The organism is Methylophilus sp. DW102, assembly GCF_037076555.1.
Lineage (GTDB): Bacteria > Pseudomonadota > Gammaproteobacteria > Burkholderiales > Methylophilaceae > Methylophilus > Methylophilus glucosoxydans.
In genome coordinates, this window is sequence record NZ_AP029023.1 from 2141063 (window position 1) to 2162770 (window position 21708).

Genomic DNA, 21708 nt, shown 5'->3' on the forward strand with positions numbered 1-21708 from the left:
TCACAGTTCTGACGTCACGCTACGTAACAGGGCCGTCAATAGATAACTGGCGGCCTGTTCACGTATCTGCTGGCGATCGCCGGTAAAATACTGGGTGTGCACCAGCACATGAGGCGGTCCCGGTTGCCGGGTGCCCCAGGCAAAACATACCATCCCCACCGGCTTGTAAGCAGACCCACCGCTCGGCCCGGCAATGCCAGTTACCGCACCACTGATATTGGCCAAACTGTGTTCTAACGCGCCGACGGCCATGGCCTGTGCCACCGCTTCGCTGACAGCTCCATGTTCGTCTATCAATTCAGCCGGGACGCCCAACATGTCGGTTTTGGCAGCGTTGCTGTAGGTAACAAAACCGCGGTCAAACCAGGCTGAGCTTCCGGCAACGGCCGTCATCGATTGTGCAATCAGGCCGCCAGTACAAGACTCGGCAAGCGCCAATTGCCACCCTCTGGCCTGTAAGGCCTGCCCCAGGCTTGCACTGAGTTCCAGCATGGTGGGCATTACATTATCCCTTGTAACGATTGCAGTACCACTATTGCCATGAACGCGGCCAGCACATCATCCAGCATGACCCCCAGGCCGCCTTTCACGCGCTGATCCACCCAGCTGATCGGGAACGGCTTCCAGATATCAAACAGTCGAAACAGTGCAAATGCAGCCGCTCCCCAGCCGAACCCCGAGGGGACCGTGACCAAAACCGCAGCCATAGCCACAACTTCATCCCAGACAATCGCACCGTGGTCACTGACCCCGAGCGCACGTCCGGTAAACGCGCAGCACCAGACGCCCAGCAAGAAAAGTGCGGCCAAAGCAAGCCATTGCTGGGTTAAAGGTAAATGCATCAACAGCCAGTACAAGGGAAAGCCCAGCAGCGTGCCCACGGTACCCGGTGCTTTGGGTGACAAACCCGTGCCCAGACCCAAACTCAGACAATGCAGCGGGTGTGACCACAGCAGCCGCCAACTCGGTAAAGATGACTGACTATGCTTAGCCAAAATGCTGATATCCTTTCTTTGCAATATCCAGAGACACATTGCCGTTCAGCACGGTTAAACCGGGGCTGGCAGTAGTTTTACCAATGCGACTCAGCGGCAGATTAAATTGCTGCGACAAGGCCAGCAGCGCCTCCCGGTGCTGGGGAGCGGCAGTAAAACATAATTCATAATCATCCCCGCCTGCCAGCACGGCTTTCTGCATTGTCTCTTCGTCTATTGGCGTTTTCAGTCGTGGCAACGGCAACGCGCGCCAATCCAGTTCAGCGCCAACCCTGGAGGCCTGCAAAATATGGTCCAAATCGGCCAGCAAACCATCCGAAATATCGAGTGCAGCGCTTGCCATGCCACGCAAGGCCAAGCCCAGACGCACTCTTGGTTGCGGATGATGCATGGCAGTGGCGAGCATCGCAATATCATCGGCATGCAGAGGCAGATGCCCTAAACGGTTTTGTAGCCACAGTGCCGCCTGCCCTAAACAACCACTGACCCAGATATCCTCGCCTGCCTTAGCACCATTACGTTGCAAGGCCTGGCCACGAGGCACTTCACCCAGGATGTTAATGGCGATATTGAGTGGGCCGCGGGTGGTATCGCCGCCGATCAAAGCAACCTCAAAGGCATCCGCACAGGCAAACAGGCCGTCACTGAATTGGCGTAACCACGGATGATCCACCCCGGGCAATGCGATGGACAGCGTGGCCCATTTAGGCTCGGCCCCCATCGCCGCCATATCACTGATATTCACTGCCATGGACTTCCAACCAATGGCAAAGGGCTGTGCCTCGGCAAAAAAATGCGTGCCTGAAACCGACATATCGGCCGAAACCGCCAATTGATAGCCTGGACGCACGCTAACTAGCGCAGCGTCATCCCCGACCCCCAGATCAACCGCTGCTTGCCTGGTAAAATATTGGGCAATCAGATCAAATTCAGCCACGGCGATGCTGCCACCAGCGCAGACACAAGATGACAACGCCCCATGCCAGCAAGATACCCACGCTATCAGCCAGCCAGTCATAGACGCTGGGCTGACGGGTCACGGTGAGCAGCCCCTGTAGCACCTCCATGAGACCTCCATAAATCAACAAGCCGAGCATCAGCCATTGTTGGCGGGCGGGATAGGCCAATCCTGCCCAAAAAGTGACACCGCCAAACGCGACGATGTGCTGTATCTTGTCCAGATAAGGAAAGCGCTGCTCGGCAGGCGCCATTTCTATCAGCAACAGGTAAGTCAGTAGTGCCAAGCAGGCAATAAAGATGATTTTGGCAATCAGAGAAAAACGCATGGGTATCCTGAATGAAGATGAAGAGATCAAGCCTGGGGCTTGAGCGCCGACTTGGGCCTGAACGCCTGAACCACGCGTGCATCTGTTTCCAAATAAGGCATGGGCGCATCAGGGGTTGCCAGCAAGTCCAGGCAATATGGCACCGCCGCAAAGATGCCCGGCACTACCGTTTTACCTTCGCCATCCTTGAGGCCTTCCAGCGTTTCCTGAATAGACTTTGGCTGCCCGGGCAAATTGATAATCAGGCATTGCTTGCGGATCACCGCCACTTGCCGCGACAAAATCGCCGTAGGCACAAACCTCAGACTGATCTGGCGCATTTGTTCGCCAAAGCCCGGCATCTCACGATCAGCGACCGATAAGGTAGCTTCAGGTGTGACATCGCGCAAGGCCGGACCCGTGCCACCGGTAGTCAAAATCAGGTGGCAGGCCTCTTCATCCACCAATTGCCTGAGCGTCTCGGCAATGGTGGCCTGCTCATCGGCAATCAGCCGGGGGATGACGTGGTAAGGCGAAGTGAGCGCCTGTTGCAACCACGCAGTCAGCGATGGAATGCCCTTATCCTCATAAATGCCCTGTGAAGCGCGATCACTGATGGAAACAAGTCCAACACGCGTGAATTGTTGTTGCATAACGTGGTCTATCAGAAGTTGGTCTGTGTTAATGTACCAATACATCATAACATTACAATGTGACAATCGATCATGGAGAACGAGATGAACCAAGCGCATGCAAGCAGGCATTCCCCCCCCTTAAAACGTCCGCTCATCCTAGGCGGGCTCATGTGGTTGTCCATGTGCTTGGCCCTCGCCTGTATGCTCACGAGTCAACGCGTCTCTGCCGAAGAAAACCCCTACGTCACACATTACCAGGCACAAAACCAGGGGAACCTGCACTCCTTGCAAGCCAATCCTGAGCCGCAGTTGCTCAGTGGCGTGCGCCGGGATGACGACAACATCAGAATGCTCGAAGATGGCTATGACTTGATGGGCTTTAGCAGTTTTGAAGCGGGGGAAGTCCCGCCAGAACTGGCACTAGAACATGGCCGCAGCCTCCAAGCCGATAGCATTCTGGTCTATGTGAAAAAAGCGGGCAACACTTCGCCAGCCTCCAAGATGGAGATGATCAAGGAAGCCGTGAAAAAAGGTCAGTCTCTGACGGAAAAAGACATGGCTGCCAGCCCGGGCAAATATCGTTATTACGCAAGTTTCTGGGCAAAACTGCCGCCTCCTTTACTAGGCATCCATGTGATCAAACTGGTGCAAAAACAATCTGGTGGTGAGAGTGAACGCCTGCCTACCCCCGGCGTGCGCGTGATTGCCGTGATTCATGGCTCGTCTGCCGAAAAAGCAGGCCTGCAACGTGGCGATCAGCTACTCAGCATCAACCAGGAAAAAGTAGAAGATGCAGCCACGCTCTCCACCCTCGTGCGCAAATACCGCGGCAAAGCGGTTAAGTTAGAGATGGAACGTCAAAGTGAACCCCTCTCGCTAGAGGCCCAGCTCTAAACGTTTGGCGTGTTATCCTTGCCAAATCAAGCATCCAAGAAAGCGCTTTACATGTTTCAACCGATTTTTGACCACCAGGCCGCACGCGAAGCGGCCGGTGATATTGACGATATTCAGTTTATTCGAGCGTTGTTCGACAATATCCGTCCTAAGGACTCTTCGGATATTGAAAGTGCGAGCAATGCCTTGCAGGCCTTGTGCTTCCTGCTACAACAGCATCCACAGTTTGCCTTGTTATTGCGCAACAGCGTACTGAGACTGCTCAACGAAAAGAGCGTGATATCGCTGTATTCAGACCACGGCATTCAATCAGACCTCGGCTTTTTTACCGAAATTTATCGTCGGCTTTCGCATAAAATCCTGCCAGACGTACCGGACCCTAAATATCTCAAGGATATCTTTGGCCAGATTTTTCATCAAAACGATGATGCTGACTGGGTCACCGGCATGCCCGACCAGGTCTGGCGAGACTTTATGCAGACATTGGACATCAGCCGAGGCGACTGGCAATTGCAGCAAAACTGCATCCAGGAGCTCAAGGATGCCCTGCAAGTGCTGTCTTTCAGGCTCTCTGCATCTGGCTTGGATCCCGAGCTGATTTTGCAGCATGAGGATCTCGAATCAAACAGCTCGCCCTTTATCACGCAAAATATTGAAATTCAAAAGTTTTTGGCGCTGGGCAGCATCCAGGCTGAAGATGTGCAACATCTCTACAGTGTGCTCAAGCGTTGCGAGCAACTGACCTATGAAATCCGCAAGGCGAATGCCAAAACCGGCACCAGCATCTCGCTGACGGCGCTGATGCAAAGAATTTTGCAACAGATTCAGCGCATGCAACTGGTGGTAGACATTCTGCATGGGCTCATTCTCAAGCATGATGTGAGCCAAGCAATCACCAGCTTGCTGAAACAGCTGGTGGATGCCGAATGCAAGAAAAACAACCTGTCGGATTACTGGCGCCAAAATACGGAATTGCTGGCCTTGCGCGTCACTGAAAATGCCAGCCATACCGGCGAGCATTACATAGCGCAACATCGCGGTGAATATTTCAAGCTCATGGGCTCGGCAATGGGCGCGGGCCTCATCATTGCCTTTATGGCGATGTTTAAAATCATGATTGCCAGCTATCATCTGCCACCGCTGACCGAGGCCATTTTGTTTAGCCTCAATTATGGCCTGGGCTTTGTCATCATTCACCTGTTGCACTTCACGGTGGCCACCAAGCAGCCGGCGATGACCGCTGCGACCATTGCTTCAACCATAGATGACCATGGCCATGACAGTAAAAACATACACAATCTGATCAATATTGTGGCACAAACCACGAGCAGCCAGACGATTGCGATTTTAGGCAACGTGGTGGTGGTGATTCCGGTGGCCATACTGATTGACTGGCTGTTTATGCAAAGCACTGGCCATCACTTTATTGGCAGCGAAAAAGCACATAGCCTGCTGGACAACAATAACCCGCTGATCAGCCTGACCGCACTTTATGCGGCAGTCGCCGGGGTATGTTTGTTTTTGTCAGGTCTGATTGCCGGCTACCACGACAACCTGGCCGCCTACAACCGGATTCCAGAACGCCTGCAACATTTGGGCTGGTTGCAGTCCTTGCTGGGCAAAGAACGTCTGGGGCGCATTACCGACTATATTCGTCATAATCTGGGCGCACTGGCGGGGAATTTTTACTTTGGTTGCCTGTTGGGATTTGCCTCAGGGCTGGGGGTCATGCTGGGATTGCCGCTCGACATCCGTCACGTGACCTTTGTTGCGGCTTTTGCCGGTTACTCGTTCCCGGCGCTTGATTTTCAGGTCAGCCAATACATTGTGGGCACCACCATTTTGGGCATTGCCCTGGTCGGCACCATCAACCTCATTACCAGTTTCGGCCTGGCAATCTACGTTGCAATGAAGTCACGAAAAGTGCGCTATCGCCACTGGAAGGCTTTTTGGCTGGAATTGTTAAGTGCACTGTATCGCCAGCCAGGCAAGTTCTTGTTACCCCCTAAGAAAACCAATACAGATCATTAAACACACGGCGCGCGCCGTGTGTTGGAGCGGGTCAGCCGAAGCCCGGAGCCCAAGGCCACCCGCTCAGTGACTAGTCAGCCGCCAGAGTGGTTTCTTTCTGGATTAAAAAGTGAAAGACACCGCCTTCTTTGTGCACAGACAACAACTTGACCGGGTGATGATTAATCACGTTGCGGATATTCTGTTCGCTGCCCGCAGAGGTCGTTTTCACGGACAACACCTGACCGGGCAACAACTCCTCCAGTTTTTCGATGGTTTTCAGCATGGGCAACGGACTGTCCAGGCCCATCAGGTCGAGTTCGATATCTATTGGTGTGGTGTGCATACTTGTCCCCCTTTTCAAAAGCTGCTTATGTCAGCATGATCAAGCTGTGTTGGCGACCGCCAATCACGTTCAATCTTCATCCAACTCGTCCTCCTCAGTACCCGCTATCGCCTGCAAGTCATCCTCTACCGCCACACCTTCCATCAATTCGCGGATTATTTTAAATAATTCGCGGCTGCTTTTAGGCGGCTTGCCGGCAGCATGCTCCTTATTCGCATTACGGATCAAGGTACGCATTTGCTGCACAGGGGTCTGCGGATATTCAGCAATAAATAATTCGATGGCCTTGCTGTCTTCGAGCAAGCGTGACCGCCACCGTTCCATTTGGTGAAAGCGGGCATTTTCTTCCTGATGCTTGCCTTCCCACTTTTGCAACTGCTCAACAATCGGGGCCAAATCTGTTTCACGCATCAGGCGCCCGATATACTGCATTTGACGACGGATGGCACCATTCGAGGTAATGCGCTTGGCTTCGGCAATCGCATCCATCAGGGATTCTTCCAGCGCCAGTTTTTTCAGTTTATCCTTGGGGAGCGCCACCAGTTGTCGGCCAATGTCCTGCGCGGCATCCGCCTCAGCCTTGAGGCGGGTTTTACTGGGTTGGGAATCATCAAAGGTTTCAGATGTCATGTTAAAAGCAATCTCTGCCAAATCACGGTATGATAACAGCTTTAACCGCCAAGCTAAAAACAAGCAAGCCAGCATGCAAGCAGACCAACTACAACAAATCGCGCAAGACATTATTCGTTTGACGCAAACAGCCGGTGCCAGCAGCGCCGAAACCGAAGTCAGTTTTGGCATGGGTCAGAGTGTGTCTGTGCGCCAGGGCGAGACTGAAAATATTGAGTATAACCGCGATAAGGGCTGCTCGGTCACGGTCTATTTTGGTCAGCAAAAAGGCTATGCCAGCACCTCAGACCTGAGTCCGCAAGCCTTGCGTGATACGGTCGAAGCGGCCTGCAATATCGCCAAGTATACCGCGCTGGACCCCTTCTGTGGTCTGGCTGACGCTGACTTGATGGCAACCTCGTTTCCTGACCTGTCTCTGCATCATCCCTGGCAAGTCGATGTCGATGCAGCGCTGGCGCTGGCCAAACGTTGCGAAAGCGCGGCACTGGCAGTAGATCACAGAATCAGTAACAGCGAGGGAGCCAGTGTCTATACGCAAAGCGGCGCCTTCGCCTATGCCAACAGTCACGGTTTTATCGGGGGCTATGCCAGTTCACGTCATAGTATCAGTTGCTCGGTGATTGCCGAGGCCGATGGCCTGATGCAACGCGACTACTGGTATAGCAGTGCACGCGATGCACTAGACCTGGCCAGCCCTGAACAGGTGGGCCAGGTCGCTGGTGAACGCACCGCCAGACGACTGGGTGCGCGCCCGATCAAAACCGGGCAATACCCGGTACTGTTTGAAGCACCGCTGGCCAGTGGCCTGATTGGTACCCTCATGAGTGCCATTTCTGGTGGCAACTTGTATCGAAAATCCTCTTTCCTGCTTGATAGCCTGGGCCAAACCATCGCCAGCCCGCTGTTACAGATTGAAGATCATCCATTTCTGCTCAAAGGGGCGGCCAGTAGTGCCTTTGATAGTGAAGGCGTCGCTTGCCAAACCAGAACACTGGTTGAAAATGGCGTCCTGCAAGGCTATTTATTGGGCAGCTACTCCGCCCGCAAGCTGGGGCTCAAAACGACAGGCAATGCCGGTGGCGCGCACAATATTCTGGTCCGATCCACTGGTCAGTCCTTTGAACAGCTGTTGCAAACACTGGGCACGGGGCTGCTGGTGACAGAGTTACTGGGGCACGGCCTGAATATGGTCACTGGCGACTACTCACGCGGCGCGTCTGGCTATTGGGTCGAGAACGGCGTCATTGTGCACCCGGTCGAAGAAATCACCATCGCCAGCAACATGAAAGACATGCTGAAAAGTATCGTCGCCATTGGTAATGACATCATTCCCAACAGTTCCAAACTGACGGGCTCGATCTTGATAGAGCGCATGACCGTCGCCTCATCCGAATAAACTTGTTCGCTCATCCCAATTACCATCAGTAAACAAGTTGTCACCAATAAAAAAGGCTTTGCAAATGCAAAGCCTTTTTTATATTTCCAGACAGGATTACTGTGGTGCAGTCTCAGCCGGTAATGCCATCAGCGTCTCATCTATGGCAGCCACGACCTCTGCCGCCTCTTTTTCAACCACAGGCATTTCGTCGCCAGTTTCGCTCGTTTGCTCGAGTAATGGCGGCAAAACCTCTTCAGGTTGCGCAGTTGCCTCAAAAGCTAAGGCATCCACCTCATCCAATGTCGTTGCAGCGATTGATTCTACGGCTTGACTCTCAGACACGACGACCGCAGCCATATTGCCGGGTTCAGCCTGATCCACAGAGGTCACTGACTGCAGCAATACGGTTTCGCCATTGTTAGAGGAAGACGCCGCTGGTTTGGCCGGCACATCTTCGTCAGCGGGCTCAAACTCGTCTTGCAGCAATTCCTGAGGCACCAAGCCATCCTGAATCAAGCTGGCACGGCGCTGCAAATAAGCATCACGCATGAAGGCATAAGGATCAATCGACGCATTATCGACGAGATCAGTCGCATCAAGCAATTGTGTACGCTTATCCAGCAACTGCACCGCACGCACCTGATAATAAGTACGAACCTGGCCAATATTGTGCAAATATTGAATCGGGTCAGAAGTCACGGTATCAATCGCCAACCCGCTGGCATCCCGCACCGTACTTGGCCCCAAAATTGGCAGCACCAGATAGGCACCCGACCCCATACCCCAATAGCCCAAGGTTTGACCAAAATCTTCCTGGTGTTTGGGAATGTTGTCCATACTGGCCACATCAATCAAGCCAACCACCCCAAAAGTGGTATTGATCACAAAGCGACCTGCATCACTGAATGCCTGGGCAAACTTCAATTGCAACAGATCGTTGACCACCGTGGTCAAGGTGCCCAGGTTACTAAAGAAGTTGCTGATGCCAGTACGTACCGGCGAAGGGGCGATGGCTTTGTAGGCTTTTGCCACCGGCTTCATCGCATAGCGATCCGCAACATCATTAAATTTGTAGATGCCACGGTTGAGGCCTTCAAGCGGATCCTTATTGGTTGTTGCACAGCCAGACACACTTGCCAGTGTTGCAATCAGTACTATCGCTCTTAATTTTTTCATATTCGTCATTATTTCAGAAGCTGTTCAGGCGTATTAAATTTTTTGTATCCCCAACACTGCATGTTTTTTATCTTGCAATAGCATTTAATCACCAAGCAATGCTTATTCTTAACGGAATCACTTTTTAAAAACTAAAGCGCGTTTGACAAAGATATCTGAGATACAGCCACCACTTGGCTGTGTTTTGCCTTGATCCAGACTCCGCCCCAATCCCGATTAAAATGTTCTTCATTCTACCTCAAATGTCATTTGGGCTTCACATTATTTTTGTATAGGCGCAACGCCTGTTCCCGCTGTATTGCGTGATCTACAACAGGCCGAGGATAATTCAATGCAACGCCTTGATTAAATAAGCTTTGCTTGTGATATTTCGCTGCCCATGGCGCATGAATTTGATCATCATTCAGGTGTGCCAATTCTGGCACATATTTGCGGATAAATTTGCCTTGCGGATCAAACTTTTCAGATTGCGACTGTGGATTGAAGATCCTGAAATACGGTTGCGCATCGCAACCGGTGGAGGCCGCCCACTGCCAGCCACCATTGTTGGCAGCAAAATCAAAATCGATCAGCTTTTGCGCGAAATATTGCTCGCCCCAACGCCAGTCGATGAGCAAATCCTTGACCAGAAAACTGGCGACAATCATGCGTAACCGGTTATGCATATAGCCGGTCTGGTTCAACTGCCGCATGGCCGCATCCACAATCGGGAAACCGGTTTGGCCAGCGCACCATGCTTCAAACCAGGGCTGATGATTGGGGAAAGCCAGCCCTTCATATTCAGCCTTGAAAGCCGCGCCCTGCTGCAAGTCTGGCCGATGATACAAAACCTGGAAATAAAAATCGCGCCAGATAAGTTCATTGAGCCAGATGGCCGCGCCTTCATTGCCAGTCTGCGTCAATTGCCAGGCCGCACGCGCCAATTGGCGGATTGAAATGGTGCCGAAACGCAAATGTACAGACAGGTAAGACACGCCCTTGATGGCAGGATAATTACGCGCATCGTGATATTGGCTGATCCGCTGCAGAAAGTCATCAAACAGCTGCTGCGCACCAGCCATTCCGGTCGGCAAACGCATGGCTTTCAGATTAGTCTCCTCAAACCCCAGTGAGGTCAAAGTGGGCATCGCTTGCGGCGGCAGTGGCGCCAGTTGACCGAGATACTTGTCAGTTGGATACGCTTGCAGATAAAAAGGGCTGAGTTTTGCCAGGTGGGCATTCTTGTAGGGCGTAAAAACACCATACGGCTTACCAGCCTGTGTCAGGATCTCGTCTTGTTCAAACAAGACCTGATCTTTAAACAAAAACAGTGACTGACCTAAAGCCGCCAGGGATTGTCTGACGGCCTCATCACGCGCAATCGCGGTGGGCTCATAATCACGATTTACATAGACGGCAGAGACTTTCAGGCGTGCTGCCAAGGCAGGAATCTCTTCTCTGGCAGCGCCATGCAACACAATCAGATCCGCACCTCTTGCTTGCAGCGCCTGCTTGAGTTCACGTACGCTCTCCCAGATAAACTCGACCCGGCGATCGACTTTATCGGTCAGGGCATCCAGGATTTCAGTATCAAAAACAAATGCGAGATAGACTTGCGCATGTTGTTTGAGTGCGTGGTAGAGGGCAGCATGATCATGGTCGCGCAAATCGCGACGCAGCCAGACCAGGGCATTGGACATTCTTATTCTCGGTGGTAAGGATGATTGCTTAGAACCGTATGCGCACGATAAAGTTGCTCGGTCAGCATCACTCTGACCATGCCATGCGGCATCGTGAGCTTGGATAGACTAAACAACCATTGCGCCTGAGTTTTCAGTTGCGGATGCAAGCCGTCAGCGCCGCCTATGACCAAAGCCACATCACGCCCCATTTCCTGCCAGGATTTGAGTTTATCTGCCAGTTGCAAGGTGGTGACAGCCTGCCCACGCTCATCCAGTGCCACCAGATAGTCTTTACCGGCCACCTCGAGAATGCGCCTGGCTTCCGCTTCTTGGACCACTTCACTGTTTTTGCCCGAAGCGCGCTTGTCAGGTTTGATTTCAATGATGCGCGTCTCAAGTTCGCGCGGCATGCGCTTAAGGTATTCCGCGCAGGCAGACTCCACCCAGTCGGGCATTTTGTGGCCGACCGAGATGATATTGAGTTTCATGCGGGATAAAAAGAATGACCTTGTGTCAGAATCAGGCGGCCGAGGCGGCGCGGCGCGACTGTGATTCGCTCCACAGCTGCTCGATATTGTAATAGGCACGTGTGGCAGGCACCATCACATGCACGACAATGTCGCCCAAGTCGACCAGCACCCATTCGCCTTCTTTTTCGCCTTCAATGCCACGCGCATCCATGCCTTTTTCTTTGAGCTTTTCGCGCACATTGTCCGCAATGGCTTTGCATTGGCGGGTGGAATTACCGCTGGCGACAATCATGTAACTGGTCATGGCGGTCATGTCGCGCACGTCCATCACGGTGATATCAAAGGCTTTGATGTCTTCCAGCGCGTCAACAACGGCCAGTTTCATGTCTTCAAGAGACATTAATGAAGTATTTGGTTGCATAGAGGGTTTCAAATTCAGGCAGCTTGCGCTGGAATGTGGTTTTTCTGTTGGACGATGCGGTTCTGCGCATCGACATAAACCAGTTGTGGATGGTAGTTTGCCAGCTCAGCTTCTGTATATTGCGAATAGCTGGCAATGATAATCAAGTCGTCAGGATCGGCTTTGTGGGCAGCCGCGCCATTGACAGAGATCACGCCGGAATGGCGCTCGGCACGAATCGCATAGGTGGTAAAACGCTCACCATTGTTGATGTTGTAAATCTGGATTTGCTCATACTCATGAATATTGGCCGCTTCCAGCAAGGCCTCATCAATCGCACAGCTGCCTTCATAGTGCAACTCGCTATGCGTCACACGTACCCGATGCAGCTTTGATTTCAACATGGTTCTTTGCATTGCGTTCCTTAACTCGAACACCCGCTCGCGCGGAAAAGGACGTAATTATAAAGTTATCAAGGGCTTAGCGCAAAATAAATTTATGGTTAGAAGTGGCGCATTTGGTCTACAGACTTACTTCGCAATTATCAATCAGGCGCGTACCACCAAGCTTGGCAGCCGCCAGAATCACCCAGGCCTGGTCACTCGCATCGGGCAAGGTCAGGTCTGTTTGCCTGCGAACGTCTACATAATCGACCTGCCAGCCTTGCTGGTTTAACCCAGCCACCGCCTGTGCACACAAGCTTGCATAATCCCGCTGGCCTGCCAGCAACGCCTGTTTAATGCGCTGCAGTTGCTGATAAAGTTGCGCTGCCTGTGTTTTTTCTGTGGCAGAAAGATAGCCATTGCGAGAACTCATGGCCAGGCCAGAAGGCTCGCGCACAGTCTCGCCCGCCACAATCTCGACGTTAAAATTGAGTTGCCGCACCAGCGCGCGGATCACCATCAATTGCTGGTAATCTTTTTTGCCGAACACGGCCACCTGCGGCTGAACCATATTAAACAGCTTGGCGACCACCGTTGCCACGCCGACAAAATGCCCGGGCCGGCTGGCCCCGCATAATTCATTGACCAGTGCGGGCGGTTGTATCACAACGGCTTGCCGCAAATCCTGCCCATCAAAATCCGGGTACATTTCAGTGACGGTAGGCGCAAATACCACGTCCGCCCCTACCGCTTCCAACTGTTCACAGTCTGCCGCCAAGGTACGCGGGTAGCTACCAAAATCTTCGTTCACCCCAAACTGCAAGGGATTGACAAAGATACTCACCACCACAATCTCCGCGAGCTGCTTGGCCTGCGTCACTAATTGGCAATGTCCTGCATGCAAATTGCCCATCGTCGGGACAAAGCCCACCTTTGCTTGCGGATGACGGGCTAAAAAGGCGCGTAACTCGCGCACACTGTGACACACTTGCATCAATCATTCATCCAACAAAAACACAATTCCGGCAATATATCACAGGCCTCTCGCACCAGCGGCCCATCACCTGGCGTTTAACCCAAGCATTGACAAGCACATCCCTCATTGCCTATAGTCGCTTTAGGGCACTTCTATAAACTCAGTTTGCGAGCCTGCGTTTCACGCAGGGCCTCTTGAAACCACTAACGTCATCATACGGTGTTGTTTATAAATAAATTTCCTGCCCTCGCAACCAGAGACTGGATCTCCTTTTTTAATCGCACCTCGTCTTGCTTTGCGACTTGAATTTATAAAAGTGCCCCTTACAATCTTAATCTTTAATAACAATGGTGGGAGAAGTCATGAGCGTCATTTCAGAATTCAAGCAGTTCGCCCTTAAAGGCAATGTCATGGACCTGGCAGTCGGTGTCATTATTGGTGGGGCCTTTGGCAAAATTGTGGCCTCACTGGTAGATGATGTCATCATGCCCGTGGTCGGCAAGATTTTTGGCGGCTTTGATTTTAGCAATTTGTATGTGCCCCTTAACGGCCAATCGGCTGACCTGGCATTGGCAGAAGCCAAAAAACTGGGTGCAGTGCTGGCCTACGGCAACTTTCTGACTATCGTGCTCAACTTTATTATCCTGGCATTTATTATTTTCCAGATGGTGAAATTCATGAACCGCCTGAAAACCGCGGATGAACCGGCCCCTGCCGTACCTGCGCCGACCCCGGAAGATATTGTGCTACTGCGCGAAATCCGTGATAGCCTGAAAAAATAATCAATTAAATCAGGGTTTATCGGGGTTAAAAAACAAAGGGCGCCTGAGCGCCCTTTGTTTTTGATCCCGCAATAAAGAATTAAATGCCTGCCGGATTGGGATTGGGCACTTCGTAGGTTTGACCACTGCTGGCGTCAGACCCATCATTATTCAAAAACACCACCACGCTGACCTGGTCTTCCACAATATCCAGCTCGGTCGTTGGGTAGTAAGCCCCCTTCGCATCCTTGTTGATGTTGTGATAATGCCAGATGGAGGCAACCACCCGTCCACTGTCCTTGAGTTTCACATCTTCTGCGCGGGCAGGTTCGCCCAGCAATGCAATCAATTCGGCCCGGCTCATCTTGCCGACTTTATCCACAAAGGCCTGCTCGTCTTCTGGAATCGCTCCCGTCGTAGCGATCCCTGGCGTCGCCCCTGCCCATAATGCACTGCTCACTGATAACAATCCAACTGCCAACACCCCGTGCAACCAAGTTTGTGCTCTCATCATCACTCTCCTTATGTTCAAACACTCAGGCAATCAAAACGATCATTAGGTTCCATTTGCAGCCGCTACGCATAGGCTGGCGGCGGCGCTGTGGCCTAGACCGACTCAATAGGATAGGCTTCTTCTGGCAATAGCTCTATCAATAACACATGTACACGACGGCTGTCAGCATGCACCACGGTCACACTCAGATTTTGAATGCGGATATGCTCGCCGCGCTTGGGCAAATGACCAAAATGGTTGACCACCAGCCCACCCACGGTTGAAAACTCTTCGTCACTAAACGTGGTGCCAATGGCTTCATTAAACTCAGGGATTTCAGTCAAGGCTTTGACACGGTATTTACCCGGCGCCTGCTGGATAATATTGCCCTCGCCTTCGTCGTCATCATATTCGTCTTCAATATCCCCAACAATCTGCTCCAGCACGTCTTCAATGGTCACCATGCCCGCCACACCGCCGTACTCATCCACCACAATGGCAATATGATTGCGGTTGCTGCGAAACTCCTTGAGCAATACATTCAGGCGCTTGGATTCGGGGATAAACACGGCCGGACGCAACATGTCGCGCAGTTCAAAAGACTCATTTGCATAGTAACGAAGCAGGTCTTTGGCCAGCAGGATGCCGATCACATCATTCTTGTTGTCTTCAATCACGGGGAAGCGGGAGTGTGCCGTTTCAATCACAAACGGCAGGAAACTGTCTGGCGGTTGAGCGATATCAATCACATCCATTTGCGAACGCGGAATCATGATGTCGCGCACTTGCATTTCACTGACTTGCAAAACACCTTCGATCATGGCCAGTGAATCGCCATCCATCAGGTGGTTTTCATAAGCGCCATGCAGCAATTCAACAAGCTGCTCTCGATCTTCTGGCTCACGCAGCAGAAAATGACTTAATCGTTCTAAAAGAGAGGGTTTATGAGATAACTTATCCGGCTCCGAAGCCATATTTACTGCTGAAAACAGCATCCTGTATAACGAGATGACTTAAGCATACATGAAAACAGATGACCATGTCACCTTCACCTCACCAGCCCTCTGATTTGGCGCAAGATTTGCCCAGGCCAGTCGCGATCACGCTATAAACATTTAAATTCTGCTAAATTATCGCCTATGCTCAATCGCTTGCGTTCCTATTCTTCTCGTTTTCGCCTGTCTCATTCGGGCCGACTGGCGCAAATCGCATTATCAGTACCGTTGAGGATCGTCGCCGGACTGGTGGTTTTTTACCTGCTGTTTGCCTGGCTGGCTGTGAACCCGCTGGCCAAATGGCTGTTGCCCTGGGTTGCCGAAACACAGCTGGCCAGCAAAGCTAGCGTCGACAAGGTCACGTTTGACCCCTTCAGCCTGACCACCACCATCGAAAAACTCTCACTGACTGATCAGCAAGGCGCGCCCCTGGCTGCGTTTGACCGACTGGTAGTCGATCTTGACGCCAGCGGGCTGTTTAAATGGGCATGGAAGCTCAAGCAGATCCAGTTGACAGGCCCGCATGTGAATGTCATGGTCTCCAAACAAGGTAAACTCAACTGGGCAGACCTGATCGCCAAACTCAATGAAAATCCCTCGCCGCCAGATCAGGACCTGCCCCGAGTCATCATTGAAAAAATCATCCTGAGCCAGGGCAATATTGAATACCTGGATGCACAGCACGACCAGCCTTTGCGCGCCTCCCTCAAGCCGCTGGATTTTGAACTGGAAGGCTTTTCTACCCTGCCCCAAGACCGCGGCGACTACCTGATCGCGGCAAAACTGCCCTATCAGGGCGGCACCGTGAAGTGGAAAGGTAATTTCGGCGTCAATCCCCTCGCATCGCAAGGGCAACTGGCGATTGAGGCGTTACAAATTGCCAAGGTGATGCAGTGGGTCAACACAGCGGCGCTGCCCGTTAAAGTTGAGACCGGCGCTTTTTCTGGTCAGTTGAACTATGCATTTTCCATGCATCAGCAACAACCAAAACTGCAGCTCAGTGATGTCCAGCTACGCATTGAGGACTTGGGGGCGACAATGGCGCCAGCGGACAAACTTACCTGGGCCTCATTCACGGTTACCACCAAACAGCTGACGCTACTCCCTGCTGCGCAACTCAGCCTGCAGGGTCATGGTATCGACATGACCCTGAATCAGCTCAAGCTACAAAAGCCGCAAGCGGTCGTCTCAATGGCCAGCAGCCAGCTGTCACTGCCCAGTCTCAGTTTCACGCTGGATAAACAAGCACAGCTTCAGTTTGAAAATCTGGATGTTCATCTGCAACAGGCGCAGGTACAGCATGGCCAGCAAACCTTGCTCAGCCTGCCCGAACTGGCGCTGGAACACACCAGTTTCAACCTGGCTGACCGTCGTGCGAAGATCGGGCTAGTCCATCTTAATCAGGGACAATTATCTGCCACGCAACTTGCCTCTGGCTTGCTGGATTGGCAACAGAGCTTCGAACCAACCGTCGCAAAAAATACGTCAACCACCCAACCCACAGCCGAGCAAACAGCTCAAACAACTGAAAGCAAGCCGTTCCATTTGAGCATTGACGAATTAGCCCTCGCGCACTGGCACCTGACCTATACCAGCCACCAGTTCGTCAAACCGCTGCAGGCAACGGTAGGCGACATGAATCTGCAATTGGCCTTGGATCATGCTGAAGACCTGACGCTCAGTAACATGCAACTGGATGCCAGCCAACTCGCGCTGCAATCAGATAAACAAACGCTGGCACAACTCGGCAAGCTATCGGTAGGCAAAGTACATCTGGCACTGGCGCAACAAAAAGCCGAGGTCGCGGCGATCCAGTTAAGCGGTCTGAAAACCTCGGTGATTCGCCAGGCCGACCAGCGCTTGAACTGGCAAACCCTGCTCGCAACACCCCCGGCAGCAGCCCCCAAGAACACGGCGACTTCACCCACCGCGACAACGCAGAAAACTGCATGGACCTATAGTCTCAAACAGCTAGCCTTGCAGCAGGCTGAGGTGCATATTGAGGATCAATCGACCTCAAGCCCCATGATCCTGGATGTGACCGATGGTCAACTCTCGCTGACTGACTTGACCCAGAATCTGACACGCTGGCTTCCGGTCAAGGCTGGTTTCAAGGTCAAACAAGGCGGTCAATTGAACCTGCAAGGCAAGATCGCGGCGGCCCCGTTTAAAGCAGACCTGCAAACACAGCTCAGTCAGTTATCTTTAAAACCCTTTGCGCCCTACCTAGCACAAGTCGCCTTACTCAAACTGGAAGATGGCGCAGTCGGTTTAGAAGGCAGGTTACAACAATCCACGCAAGGCTCAACCCGCTTTGATGGCGGCTTCACCGTCAACCAGCTCTCGATTATTGAGGAAGAAAGCCAGCAACCATTCTTGCGCTGGCAAACCTTACAGGCAGACGGTGTATCGCTATCAGTGGCACCGAACAAATTGCAAATCGACACCTTGAGTGTGAACCAACCGCAGACCAAGTTTATGATTGCTGCCGATCGCAGCCTGAACGTAAGCAAGCTCATGCGTACTGCGCCCGCTTCTGACCACCCGCCTGCAAGCAATGCAACAACATCGACCAGTACAAGCGCAGCACCCACGGTGGCAAACGCAAGTAAACAGAGTGATTTTCCGGTCAATATAGACAGTGTGCGAATCAACAATGCCGAACTGGACTTTGCCGATTTGTCATTGCCGCAACCGTTTGGCACGCATATTAACAATCTGGGCGGAGTAATTAACGGCATTTCGAGCAATCCTGCCTCTACAGCTCAGGTGGAGATGGATGGCAAGGTGGATGACTATGGCGCTGCCCGCATCCGTGGCAGCTTGCAGCCATTTAACACCGGCGAATTTACCGACCTTAAACTGGCGTTCACTAATCTGGAAATGAACCGGCTAACCCCCTATTCCGGCAAATTTGCCGGGCGCAAGATCACCTCAGGCAAGCTGTCTGTCGATCTCGAATACAAGATCAAGCAGCGCAAGCTGGCTGGAGAAAACAAATTCGTCATCCACAAACTGACCTTGGGCGAGCGCGTAGACAGCAAGGATGCCGCCAACCTGCCCCTGGATCTGGCGATTGCCATTCTTGAAGACAGCAATGGCGTCATTGACCTCGACCTGCCAGTCACTGGCAGCCTGGATGACCCCAAGTTCAGCGTTGGCGGGATTGTCTGGAAAGCCTTTACCAATATCCTGACCAAAATCGTAACAGCGCCATTTAGCGCCTTGGGCAAGCTGTTTGGCAGCAGTGAAAAGCTGGAGGCCATCGTGTTTGATCCCGGTACGGCGGCTTTATCCCCGCCTGAGCAGGAAAAACTGCAGGCAGTGAGCAGCGCGCTTAACAAACGCCAGCAATTGAAGTTGGGGGTGGTGCCGGCTTACGATATCGCTGCAGATACGCGCGCCCTGCAGGAAAGCAGCCTGCGTAAGCAAGTGGCTGCGGAAATGGGCATCGTCCTGAAGGCAGACCAGACACCGGGACCGATAGACCTCAACAACCCCAAGGTGCAATCTGCGCTCAAGGCCTTGCATGACCGCTTAACCAACAAAGGCCTGCTAAAGCGGCTTGCTTCAAAGCTGGAAAAAACACCGTCCGGATTTTATGAACAGGCACAAGAGACCTTGACGACCAGTATCCCGGTTTCAGAAGCGGACTTACAGGCCTTAGCCAAATCAAGAGCAAACGCAATTCAGCAGCAATTGCTGGCCGCGGGCCTGAGCCAGGATCGCATCGCCCTCGCACCGCCAGTCGCCGCAAAAGCAGAGCGCGCTTTGGTACCAACCAAGCTAACGCTAGAGGCGATCAAGCATTAATGTGAGCGGTGTCATGACGGCTGAAACGTTGAATTTACTCCCAAAGCGAGTCGATTTGGCTATTGTGCCCTCTGAGTCCTCAGTGGCTTAAAAATATAGCAAAGATTAATGATCAAAACCTGCTTTAACTCGGACTTGAAAGGCAGAGACAGGACTCAAGCCGCAACGAATCAACCAAGCTGGGCTCGCTGTTAGAACACCAGCACAGTGAGCAAATGCTGAAAAAAGCGCAGTACCGGCGACAGCACTATCCCCAAAATACCGGTAAACAGGAGTGCAATCAGTATCAGCATGCCGTAACGCTCAAGCTGGGCAAATTTGATGGCCACGGACATGGGCAACAAGCTCACCGCAATGCGGCCACCGTCCAGTGGTGGCAGTGGAAACAGGTTAAGCACCAGCAAAACCAGATTAATTTGTACGCCCGCAAGACTCATTTGCGACACATATGCCTGGGCAGCGTCTGGAAATTGTCCCACTCTCGCCAACACCAAGCCCCAAAGCAATGCCATGACAAAATTGGACGCGGGGCCGGCTAGGGCCACCCATAGCATATCCTGCTTGGGACGGCGTAACTGGCCAAAATTCACGGGCACCGGTTTTGCCCAGCCAAACAGGATACCGCCAAATATAATGCTGATGGCAGGCAATAAAATGGTGCCAATAGGGTCAATATGTTTGAAGGGATTAAGCGTAATCCTGCCCATGCGCTCGGCGGTCAAGTCGCCAAAATATTTGGCGGCGTAACCATGGGCAGCTTCATGCACTGTAATCGCAAACAGGATAGGCAGTGCGTAGGCAGCAATTTTTTGTACGACGGTCAGTTCTTCCATGCAAATAGCTTTCAGACAACATTAAGGCCAGGGTGCGACACCTGCCCGGACCAGCGACGGCGGATCTTCGGTCAAATCCAGCACCGTGGTGGGCCCCACGTGCACGATATCACTGTCAATCACCGCATCAATCTGGTGTTCCAGCGCTTCCCGAATCTCCCATCCGACCGAGAGGGGCGCCTCGTCACCGGGTAATTGCAAGGTCATGCTCAGCATGGGCGAATCCAGCGCTTCCAGCAAGGTTTGCGTGACAATATGCTTGGGCACGCGCAAACCGATGGTGCTACGTTTGGGGTGATGCAGGCGGCGCGGCACCTCTCTGCTAGCCTCAAGCAAAAAGGTATAAGCGCCAGGGGTCAAGGCTTTCAGTAGCCGAAACTGGCTATTGTTCACTTTGGCATAGGTGCCAATCTCGGCCAAGTCACGGCAGATCAGCGTAAAGGGGTGATCATCATCCACACCACGCAACCGGCGGATGCGTGTTTGCGCGTCCTTGAACTCCATCAGGCACACCAAGGCGTAACTGGAGTCAGTCGGACAAGCCAGAATACCGCCCTGCTTCAACAGCTGTACCGCTTGTTGAATCAACCGCGCCTGCGGGTTTTGCGCATGAATAATAAAGAACTGGGCCATCAAGCACTACTGCAGCAGACTGGCCTCGGGCCAATCCTGCCAGAGGGGGACACAATTGGCCGGTAAGGCGGGCAAGCGGCCCATTTCCATGAACGAAAGTCCCGGGCCATGATAGTCAGAGCCTTGAGATGCCTTCAAGTCAAAGCGATGGGCCAGTTTTGCGAACTGATCGAACTGCGGCGGCTGATGGCTACCAGTCACGACTTCTATAGCCTGTCCGCCGTAGCCCCTGAACTCGTGCAATAGCAAATGCATATTGACGAAGCCCAGGTCATAACGGCCAGGGTGTGCCAGCACGGCGACACCGCCAGCCTGGCGAATCAAGGTCACTGCTTGTTCCAGACTCATCCACTCATGGTTGACGAACCCTGGCTTGCCTTTGACCATATATTTTTTAAAGACAGACTTGATGTTTTTAGCATGCCCTTGCTTGACAATAAACTGGGCAAAATGACTGCGTGTCATCACACTATTGCCCGCAATCTGCCTGGCACCTTCGTAGGCGCCAGCGATACCAGCCTTAGCCAGGCCTTCGGCCATTTGCCGGGCACGCGTATCGCGCGCTGCATGTACTTGCTGAAAGGTGGTGATTAATTGCGGGTCGCTCGCATCAATGCGCAAGCCAACGATATGCAAGGTCCGCTTTTTCCAGGTCACCGAGATTTCGACACCATTCACCAGTGTAATGCCATGCTGCTCAGCGGCAATCCGTGCGCGCGCCAGGCCGCCGACTTCGTCATGGTCCGTCAGCGCCAGCACACGCACGCCTTTGCTCGCGGCGTGGGCAACCAGCTCCTCTGGCGAGAGCAGGCCATCTGAGAGTGTGGAGTGGCAATGCAAATCTATCGGAACGGACATATTGAATGAGAGAGACTACGCTGTTGTGCGGGGACAGGATTGTCTACATATAAACTTTACTTTATGACAAGAATCATAGCAAAATAGTGCCCTCACAGATAGC

Annotated in this window: 22 protein-coding genes and 1 pseudogene; 5 read left to right on the plus strand and 18 right to left on the minus strand. The window is 52.6% G+C overall.

The features are described from left to right. Genes AACH41_RS10025 through mog form a run of 5 tightly spaced genes read right to left on the minus strand, consistent with a single transcriptional unit; the run spans nt 1 to nt 2913 of the window. Entirely contained in the window at nt 1-501 is a 501-nt protein-coding gene (locus AACH41_RS10025) for a CinA family protein (RefSeq protein ID WP_338654866.1), read from the minus strand. After that, entirely contained in the window at nt 501-998 is a 498-nt protein-coding gene (locus AACH41_RS10030; protein ID WP_313986959.1) for a phosphatidylglycerophosphatase A, read from the minus strand. Before AACH41_RS10030 ends, AACH41_RS10025 begins: the two co-directional genes overlap by 1 nt. Further along, a complete protein-coding gene (gene thiL / locus AACH41_RS10035) occupies nt 988-1932 on the minus strand; it encodes a thiamine-phosphate kinase (protein WP_338654868.1) in 945 nt (314 codons plus the stop codon). The genes AACH41_RS10030 and thiL overlap by 11 nt, the downstream gene beginning before the upstream one ends. Beyond that, entirely contained in the window at nt 1925-2281 is a 357-nt protein-coding gene (locus tag AACH41_RS10040) for a hypothetical protein (RefSeq protein ID WP_194748270.1), read from the minus strand. Before AACH41_RS10040 ends, thiL begins: the two co-directional genes overlap by 8 nt. Nucleotides 2282-2307: 26 nt before the next feature. After that, nucleotides 2308-2913, minus strand: coding sequence for a molybdopterin adenylyltransferase (mog, locus tag AACH41_RS10045; protein ID WP_275355943.1), 606 nt, complete (start codon nt 2911-2913; stop codon nt 2308-2310). A 150-nt stretch (nt 2914-3063) separates the two neighbouring features. Between mog and AACH41_RS10050 the strand changes: the two genes are divergently transcribed. Beyond that, nucleotides 3064-3789, plus strand: a complete 726-nt coding sequence (locus AACH41_RS10050) for a PDZ domain-containing protein (RefSeq protein ID WP_194748272.1) — start codon at nt 3064-3066, stop codon at nt 3787-3789. 51 nt (nt 3790-3840) lie between these two features. Next, the gene (locus tag AACH41_RS10055) at nt 3841-5820 is read left to right on the plus strand and encodes a site-specific recombinase (protein ID WP_338654872.1); all 1980 of its coding nucleotides are present in this window, start codon (nt 3841-3843) and stop codon (nt 5818-5820) included. Nucleotides 5821-5890: 70 nt separating this feature from the next. Here the strand turns inward: AACH41_RS10055 and AACH41_RS10060 are convergent, their stop codons facing one another. Both AACH41_RS10060 and yjgA read right to left on the minus strand, forming a co-directional pair. After that, on the minus strand, nt 5891-6145 hold the full coding sequence (locus AACH41_RS10060; protein WP_194748274.1) for a sulfurtransferase TusA family protein: 255 nt from the start codon (nt 6143-6145) through the stop codon (nt 5891-5893). A gap of 69 nt (nt 6146-6214) precedes the next feature. Beyond that, on the minus strand, nt 6215-6775 hold the full coding sequence (gene yjgA, locus AACH41_RS10065; protein ID WP_275355949.1) for a ribosome biogenesis factor YjgA: 561 nt from the start codon (nt 6773-6775) through the stop codon (nt 6215-6217). A gap of 73 nt (nt 6776-6848) precedes the next feature. Here yjgA and pmbA point away from each other — a divergent pair, with 73 nt between their 5' ends. Continuing rightward, the gene (pmbA, locus tag AACH41_RS10070) at nt 6849-8171 is read left to right on the plus strand and encodes a metalloprotease PmbA (RefSeq protein ID WP_338657600.1); all 1323 of its coding nucleotides are present in this window, start codon (nt 6849-6851) and stop codon (nt 8169-8171) included. Between the two features lie 432 nt (nt 8172-8603). On the opposite strand, the pseudogene AACH41_RS10075 reads toward pmbA, so the two are convergent. The 6 genes and pseudogenes from AACH41_RS10075 to panC all read right to left on the minus strand — a co-directional run. Then, a pseudogene (locus AACH41_RS10075) lies at nt 8604-9329 on the minus strand (VacJ family lipoprotein); the annotation flags it as partial. 245 nt (nt 9330-9574) lie between these two features. Further along, entirely contained in the window at nt 9575-11008 is a 1434-nt protein-coding gene (locus AACH41_RS10080; protein WP_338654875.1) for a deoxyribodipyrimidine photo-lyase, read from the minus strand. Nucleotides 11009-11010: 2 nt separating this feature from the next. Further along, nucleotides 11011-11478 (minus strand): 23S rRNA (pseudouridine(1915)-N(3))-methyltransferase RlmH, encoded by a 468-nt coding sequence (gene rlmH, locus AACH41_RS10085; protein WP_338654876.1) that lies wholly within the window; start codon nt 11476-11478, stop codon nt 11011-11013. A gap of 31 nt (nt 11479-11509) precedes the next feature. Further along, nucleotides 11510-11881, minus strand: a complete 372-nt coding sequence (gene rsfS / locus AACH41_RS10090) for a ribosome silencing factor (protein ID WP_275355952.1) — start codon at nt 11879-11881, stop codon at nt 11510-11512. Between the two features lie 14 nt (nt 11882-11895). Then, the gene (panD, locus tag AACH41_RS10095) at nt 11896-12276 is read right to left on the minus strand and encodes an aspartate 1-decarboxylase (RefSeq protein WP_194748281.1); all 381 of its coding nucleotides are present in this window, start codon (nt 12274-12276) and stop codon (nt 11896-11898) included. A 106-nt stretch (nt 12277-12382) separates the two neighbouring features. Next, on the minus strand, nt 12383-13237 hold the full coding sequence (gene panC, locus AACH41_RS10100) for a pantoate--beta-alanine ligase (RefSeq protein WP_338654879.1): 855 nt from the start codon (nt 13235-13237) through the stop codon (nt 12383-12385). A gap of 344 nt (nt 13238-13581) precedes the next feature. On the opposite strand from panC, the gene mscL reads away from it, so the two are divergent. Further along, nucleotides 13582-14001 carry a large conductance mechanosensitive channel protein MscL gene (mscL, locus tag AACH41_RS10105; protein WP_338654880.1) on the plus strand — a complete coding sequence of 140 codons (420 nt, stop codon included), beginning with the start codon at nt 13582-13584 and terminating at the stop codon, nt 13999-14001. A gap of 79 nt (nt 14002-14080) precedes the next feature. On the opposite strand, the gene AACH41_RS10110 is transcribed toward mscL, so the two are convergent. Continuing rightward, nucleotides 14081-14494, minus strand: coding sequence for a hypothetical protein (locus AACH41_RS10110; RefSeq protein WP_313986496.1), 414 nt, complete (start codon nt 14492-14494; stop codon nt 14081-14083). A gap of 92 nt (nt 14495-14586) precedes the next feature. Then, a complete protein-coding gene (locus AACH41_RS10115) occupies nt 14587-15447 on the minus strand; it encodes a transporter associated domain-containing protein (RefSeq protein WP_338654886.1) in 861 nt (286 codons plus the stop codon). Nucleotides 15448-15612: 165 nt separating this feature from the next. Between AACH41_RS10115 and AACH41_RS10120 the strand changes: the two genes are divergently transcribed. Then, nucleotides 15613-19281, plus strand: coding sequence for a DUF748 domain-containing protein (locus tag AACH41_RS10120; protein ID WP_338654887.1), 3669 nt, complete (start codon nt 15613-15615; stop codon nt 19279-19281). Nucleotides 19282-19472: 191 nt separating this feature from the next. Here the strand turns inward: AACH41_RS10120 and AACH41_RS10125 are convergent, their stop codons facing one another. The 3 genes from AACH41_RS10125 to AACH41_RS10135 are packed head-to-tail and all read right to left on the minus strand — an operon-like array spanning nt 19473 to nt 21605. Continuing rightward, on the minus strand, nt 19473-20114 hold the full coding sequence (locus AACH41_RS10125; RefSeq protein ID WP_338654889.1) for a site-2 protease family protein: 642 nt from the start codon (nt 20112-20114) through the stop codon (nt 19473-19475). A gap of 21 nt (nt 20115-20135) precedes the next feature. Continuing rightward, entirely contained in the window at nt 20136-20747 is a 612-nt protein-coding gene (locus tag AACH41_RS10130) for an L-threonylcarbamoyladenylate synthase (protein ID WP_338654891.1), read from the minus strand. Nucleotides 20748-20753: 6 nt separating this feature from the next. Beyond that, entirely contained in the window at nt 20754-21605 is an 852-nt protein-coding gene (locus AACH41_RS10135) for a 3',5'-nucleoside bisphosphate phosphatase (protein WP_338654893.1), read from the minus strand. Between the last annotated feature and the right edge of the window lie 103 nt (nt 21606-21708).

Coding starts and splice junctions, on each gene's coding strand:
- AACH41_RS10135 (WP_338654893.1), bottom strand. CDS start 21,605: ATGTCCGTTCCGATAGATTTGCATTGCCACTCCACACTCTCAGATGGC.
- rlmH (WP_338654876.1), bottom strand. CDS start 11,478: ATGAAACTCAATATCATCTCGGTCGGCCACAAAATGCCCGACTGGGTG.
- mscL (WP_338654880.1), top strand. CDS start 13,582: ATGAGCGTCATTTCAGAATTCAAGCAGTTCGCCCTTAAAGGCAATGTC.
- AACH41_RS10025 (WP_338654866.1), bottom strand. CDS start 501: ATGCCCACCATGCTGGAACTCAGTGCAAGCCTGGGGCAGGCCTTACAG.
- panD (WP_194748281.1), bottom strand. CDS start 12,276: ATGCAAAGAACCATGTTGAAATCAAAGCTGCATCGGGTACGTGTGACG.
- AACH41_RS10110 (WP_313986496.1), bottom strand. CDS start 14,494: ATGATGAGAGCACAAACTTGGTTGCACGGGGTGTTGGCAGTTGGATTG.
- yjgA (WP_275355949.1), bottom strand. CDS start 6,775: ATGACATCTGAAACCTTTGATGATTCCCAACCCAGTAAAACCCGCCTC.
- AACH41_RS10055 (WP_338654872.1), top strand. CDS start 3,841: ATGTTTCAACCGATTTTTGACCACCAGGCCGCACGCGAAGCGGCCGGT.
- AACH41_RS10125 (WP_338654889.1), bottom strand. CDS start 20,114: ATGGAAGAACTGACCGTCGTACAAAAAATTGCTGCCTACGCACTGCCT.
- AACH41_RS10040 (WP_194748270.1), bottom strand. CDS start 2,281: ATGCGTTTTTCTCTGATTGCCAAAATCATCTTTATTGCCTGCTTGGCA.
- mog (WP_275355943.1), bottom strand. CDS start 2,913: ATGCAACAACAATTCACGCGTGTTGGACTTGTTTCCATCAGTGATCGC.
- rsfS (WP_275355952.1), bottom strand. CDS start 11,881: ATGCAACCAAATACTTCATTAATGTCTCTTGAAGACATGAAACTGGCC.
- AACH41_RS10130 (WP_338654891.1), bottom strand. CDS start 20,747: ATGGCCCAGTTCTTTATTATTCATGCGCAAAACCCGCAGGCGCGGTTG.
- AACH41_RS10115 (WP_338654886.1), bottom strand. CDS start 15,447: ATGGCTTCGGAGCCGGATAAGTTATCTCATAAACCCTCTCTTTTAGAA.
- AACH41_RS10050 (WP_194748272.1), top strand. CDS start 3,064: ATGTGGTTGTCCATGTGCTTGGCCCTCGCCTGTATGCTCACGAGTCAA.
- AACH41_RS10080 (WP_338654875.1), bottom strand. CDS start 11,008: ATGTCCAATGCCCTGGTCTGGCTGCGTCGCGATTTGCGCGACCATGAT.
- AACH41_RS10120 (WP_338654887.1), top strand. CDS start 15,613: ATGCTCAATCGCTTGCGTTCCTATTCTTCTCGTTTTCGCCTGTCTCAT.
- pmbA (WP_338657600.1), top strand. CDS start 6,849: ATGCAAGCAGACCAACTACAACAAATCGCGCAAGACATTATTCGTTTG.
- panC (WP_338654879.1), bottom strand. CDS start 13,237: ATGCAAGTGTGTCACAGTGTGCGCGAGTTACGCGCCTTTTTAGCCCGT.
- AACH41_RS10060 (WP_194748274.1), bottom strand. CDS start 6,145: ATGCACACCACACCAATAGATATCGAACTCGACCTGATGGGCCTGGAC.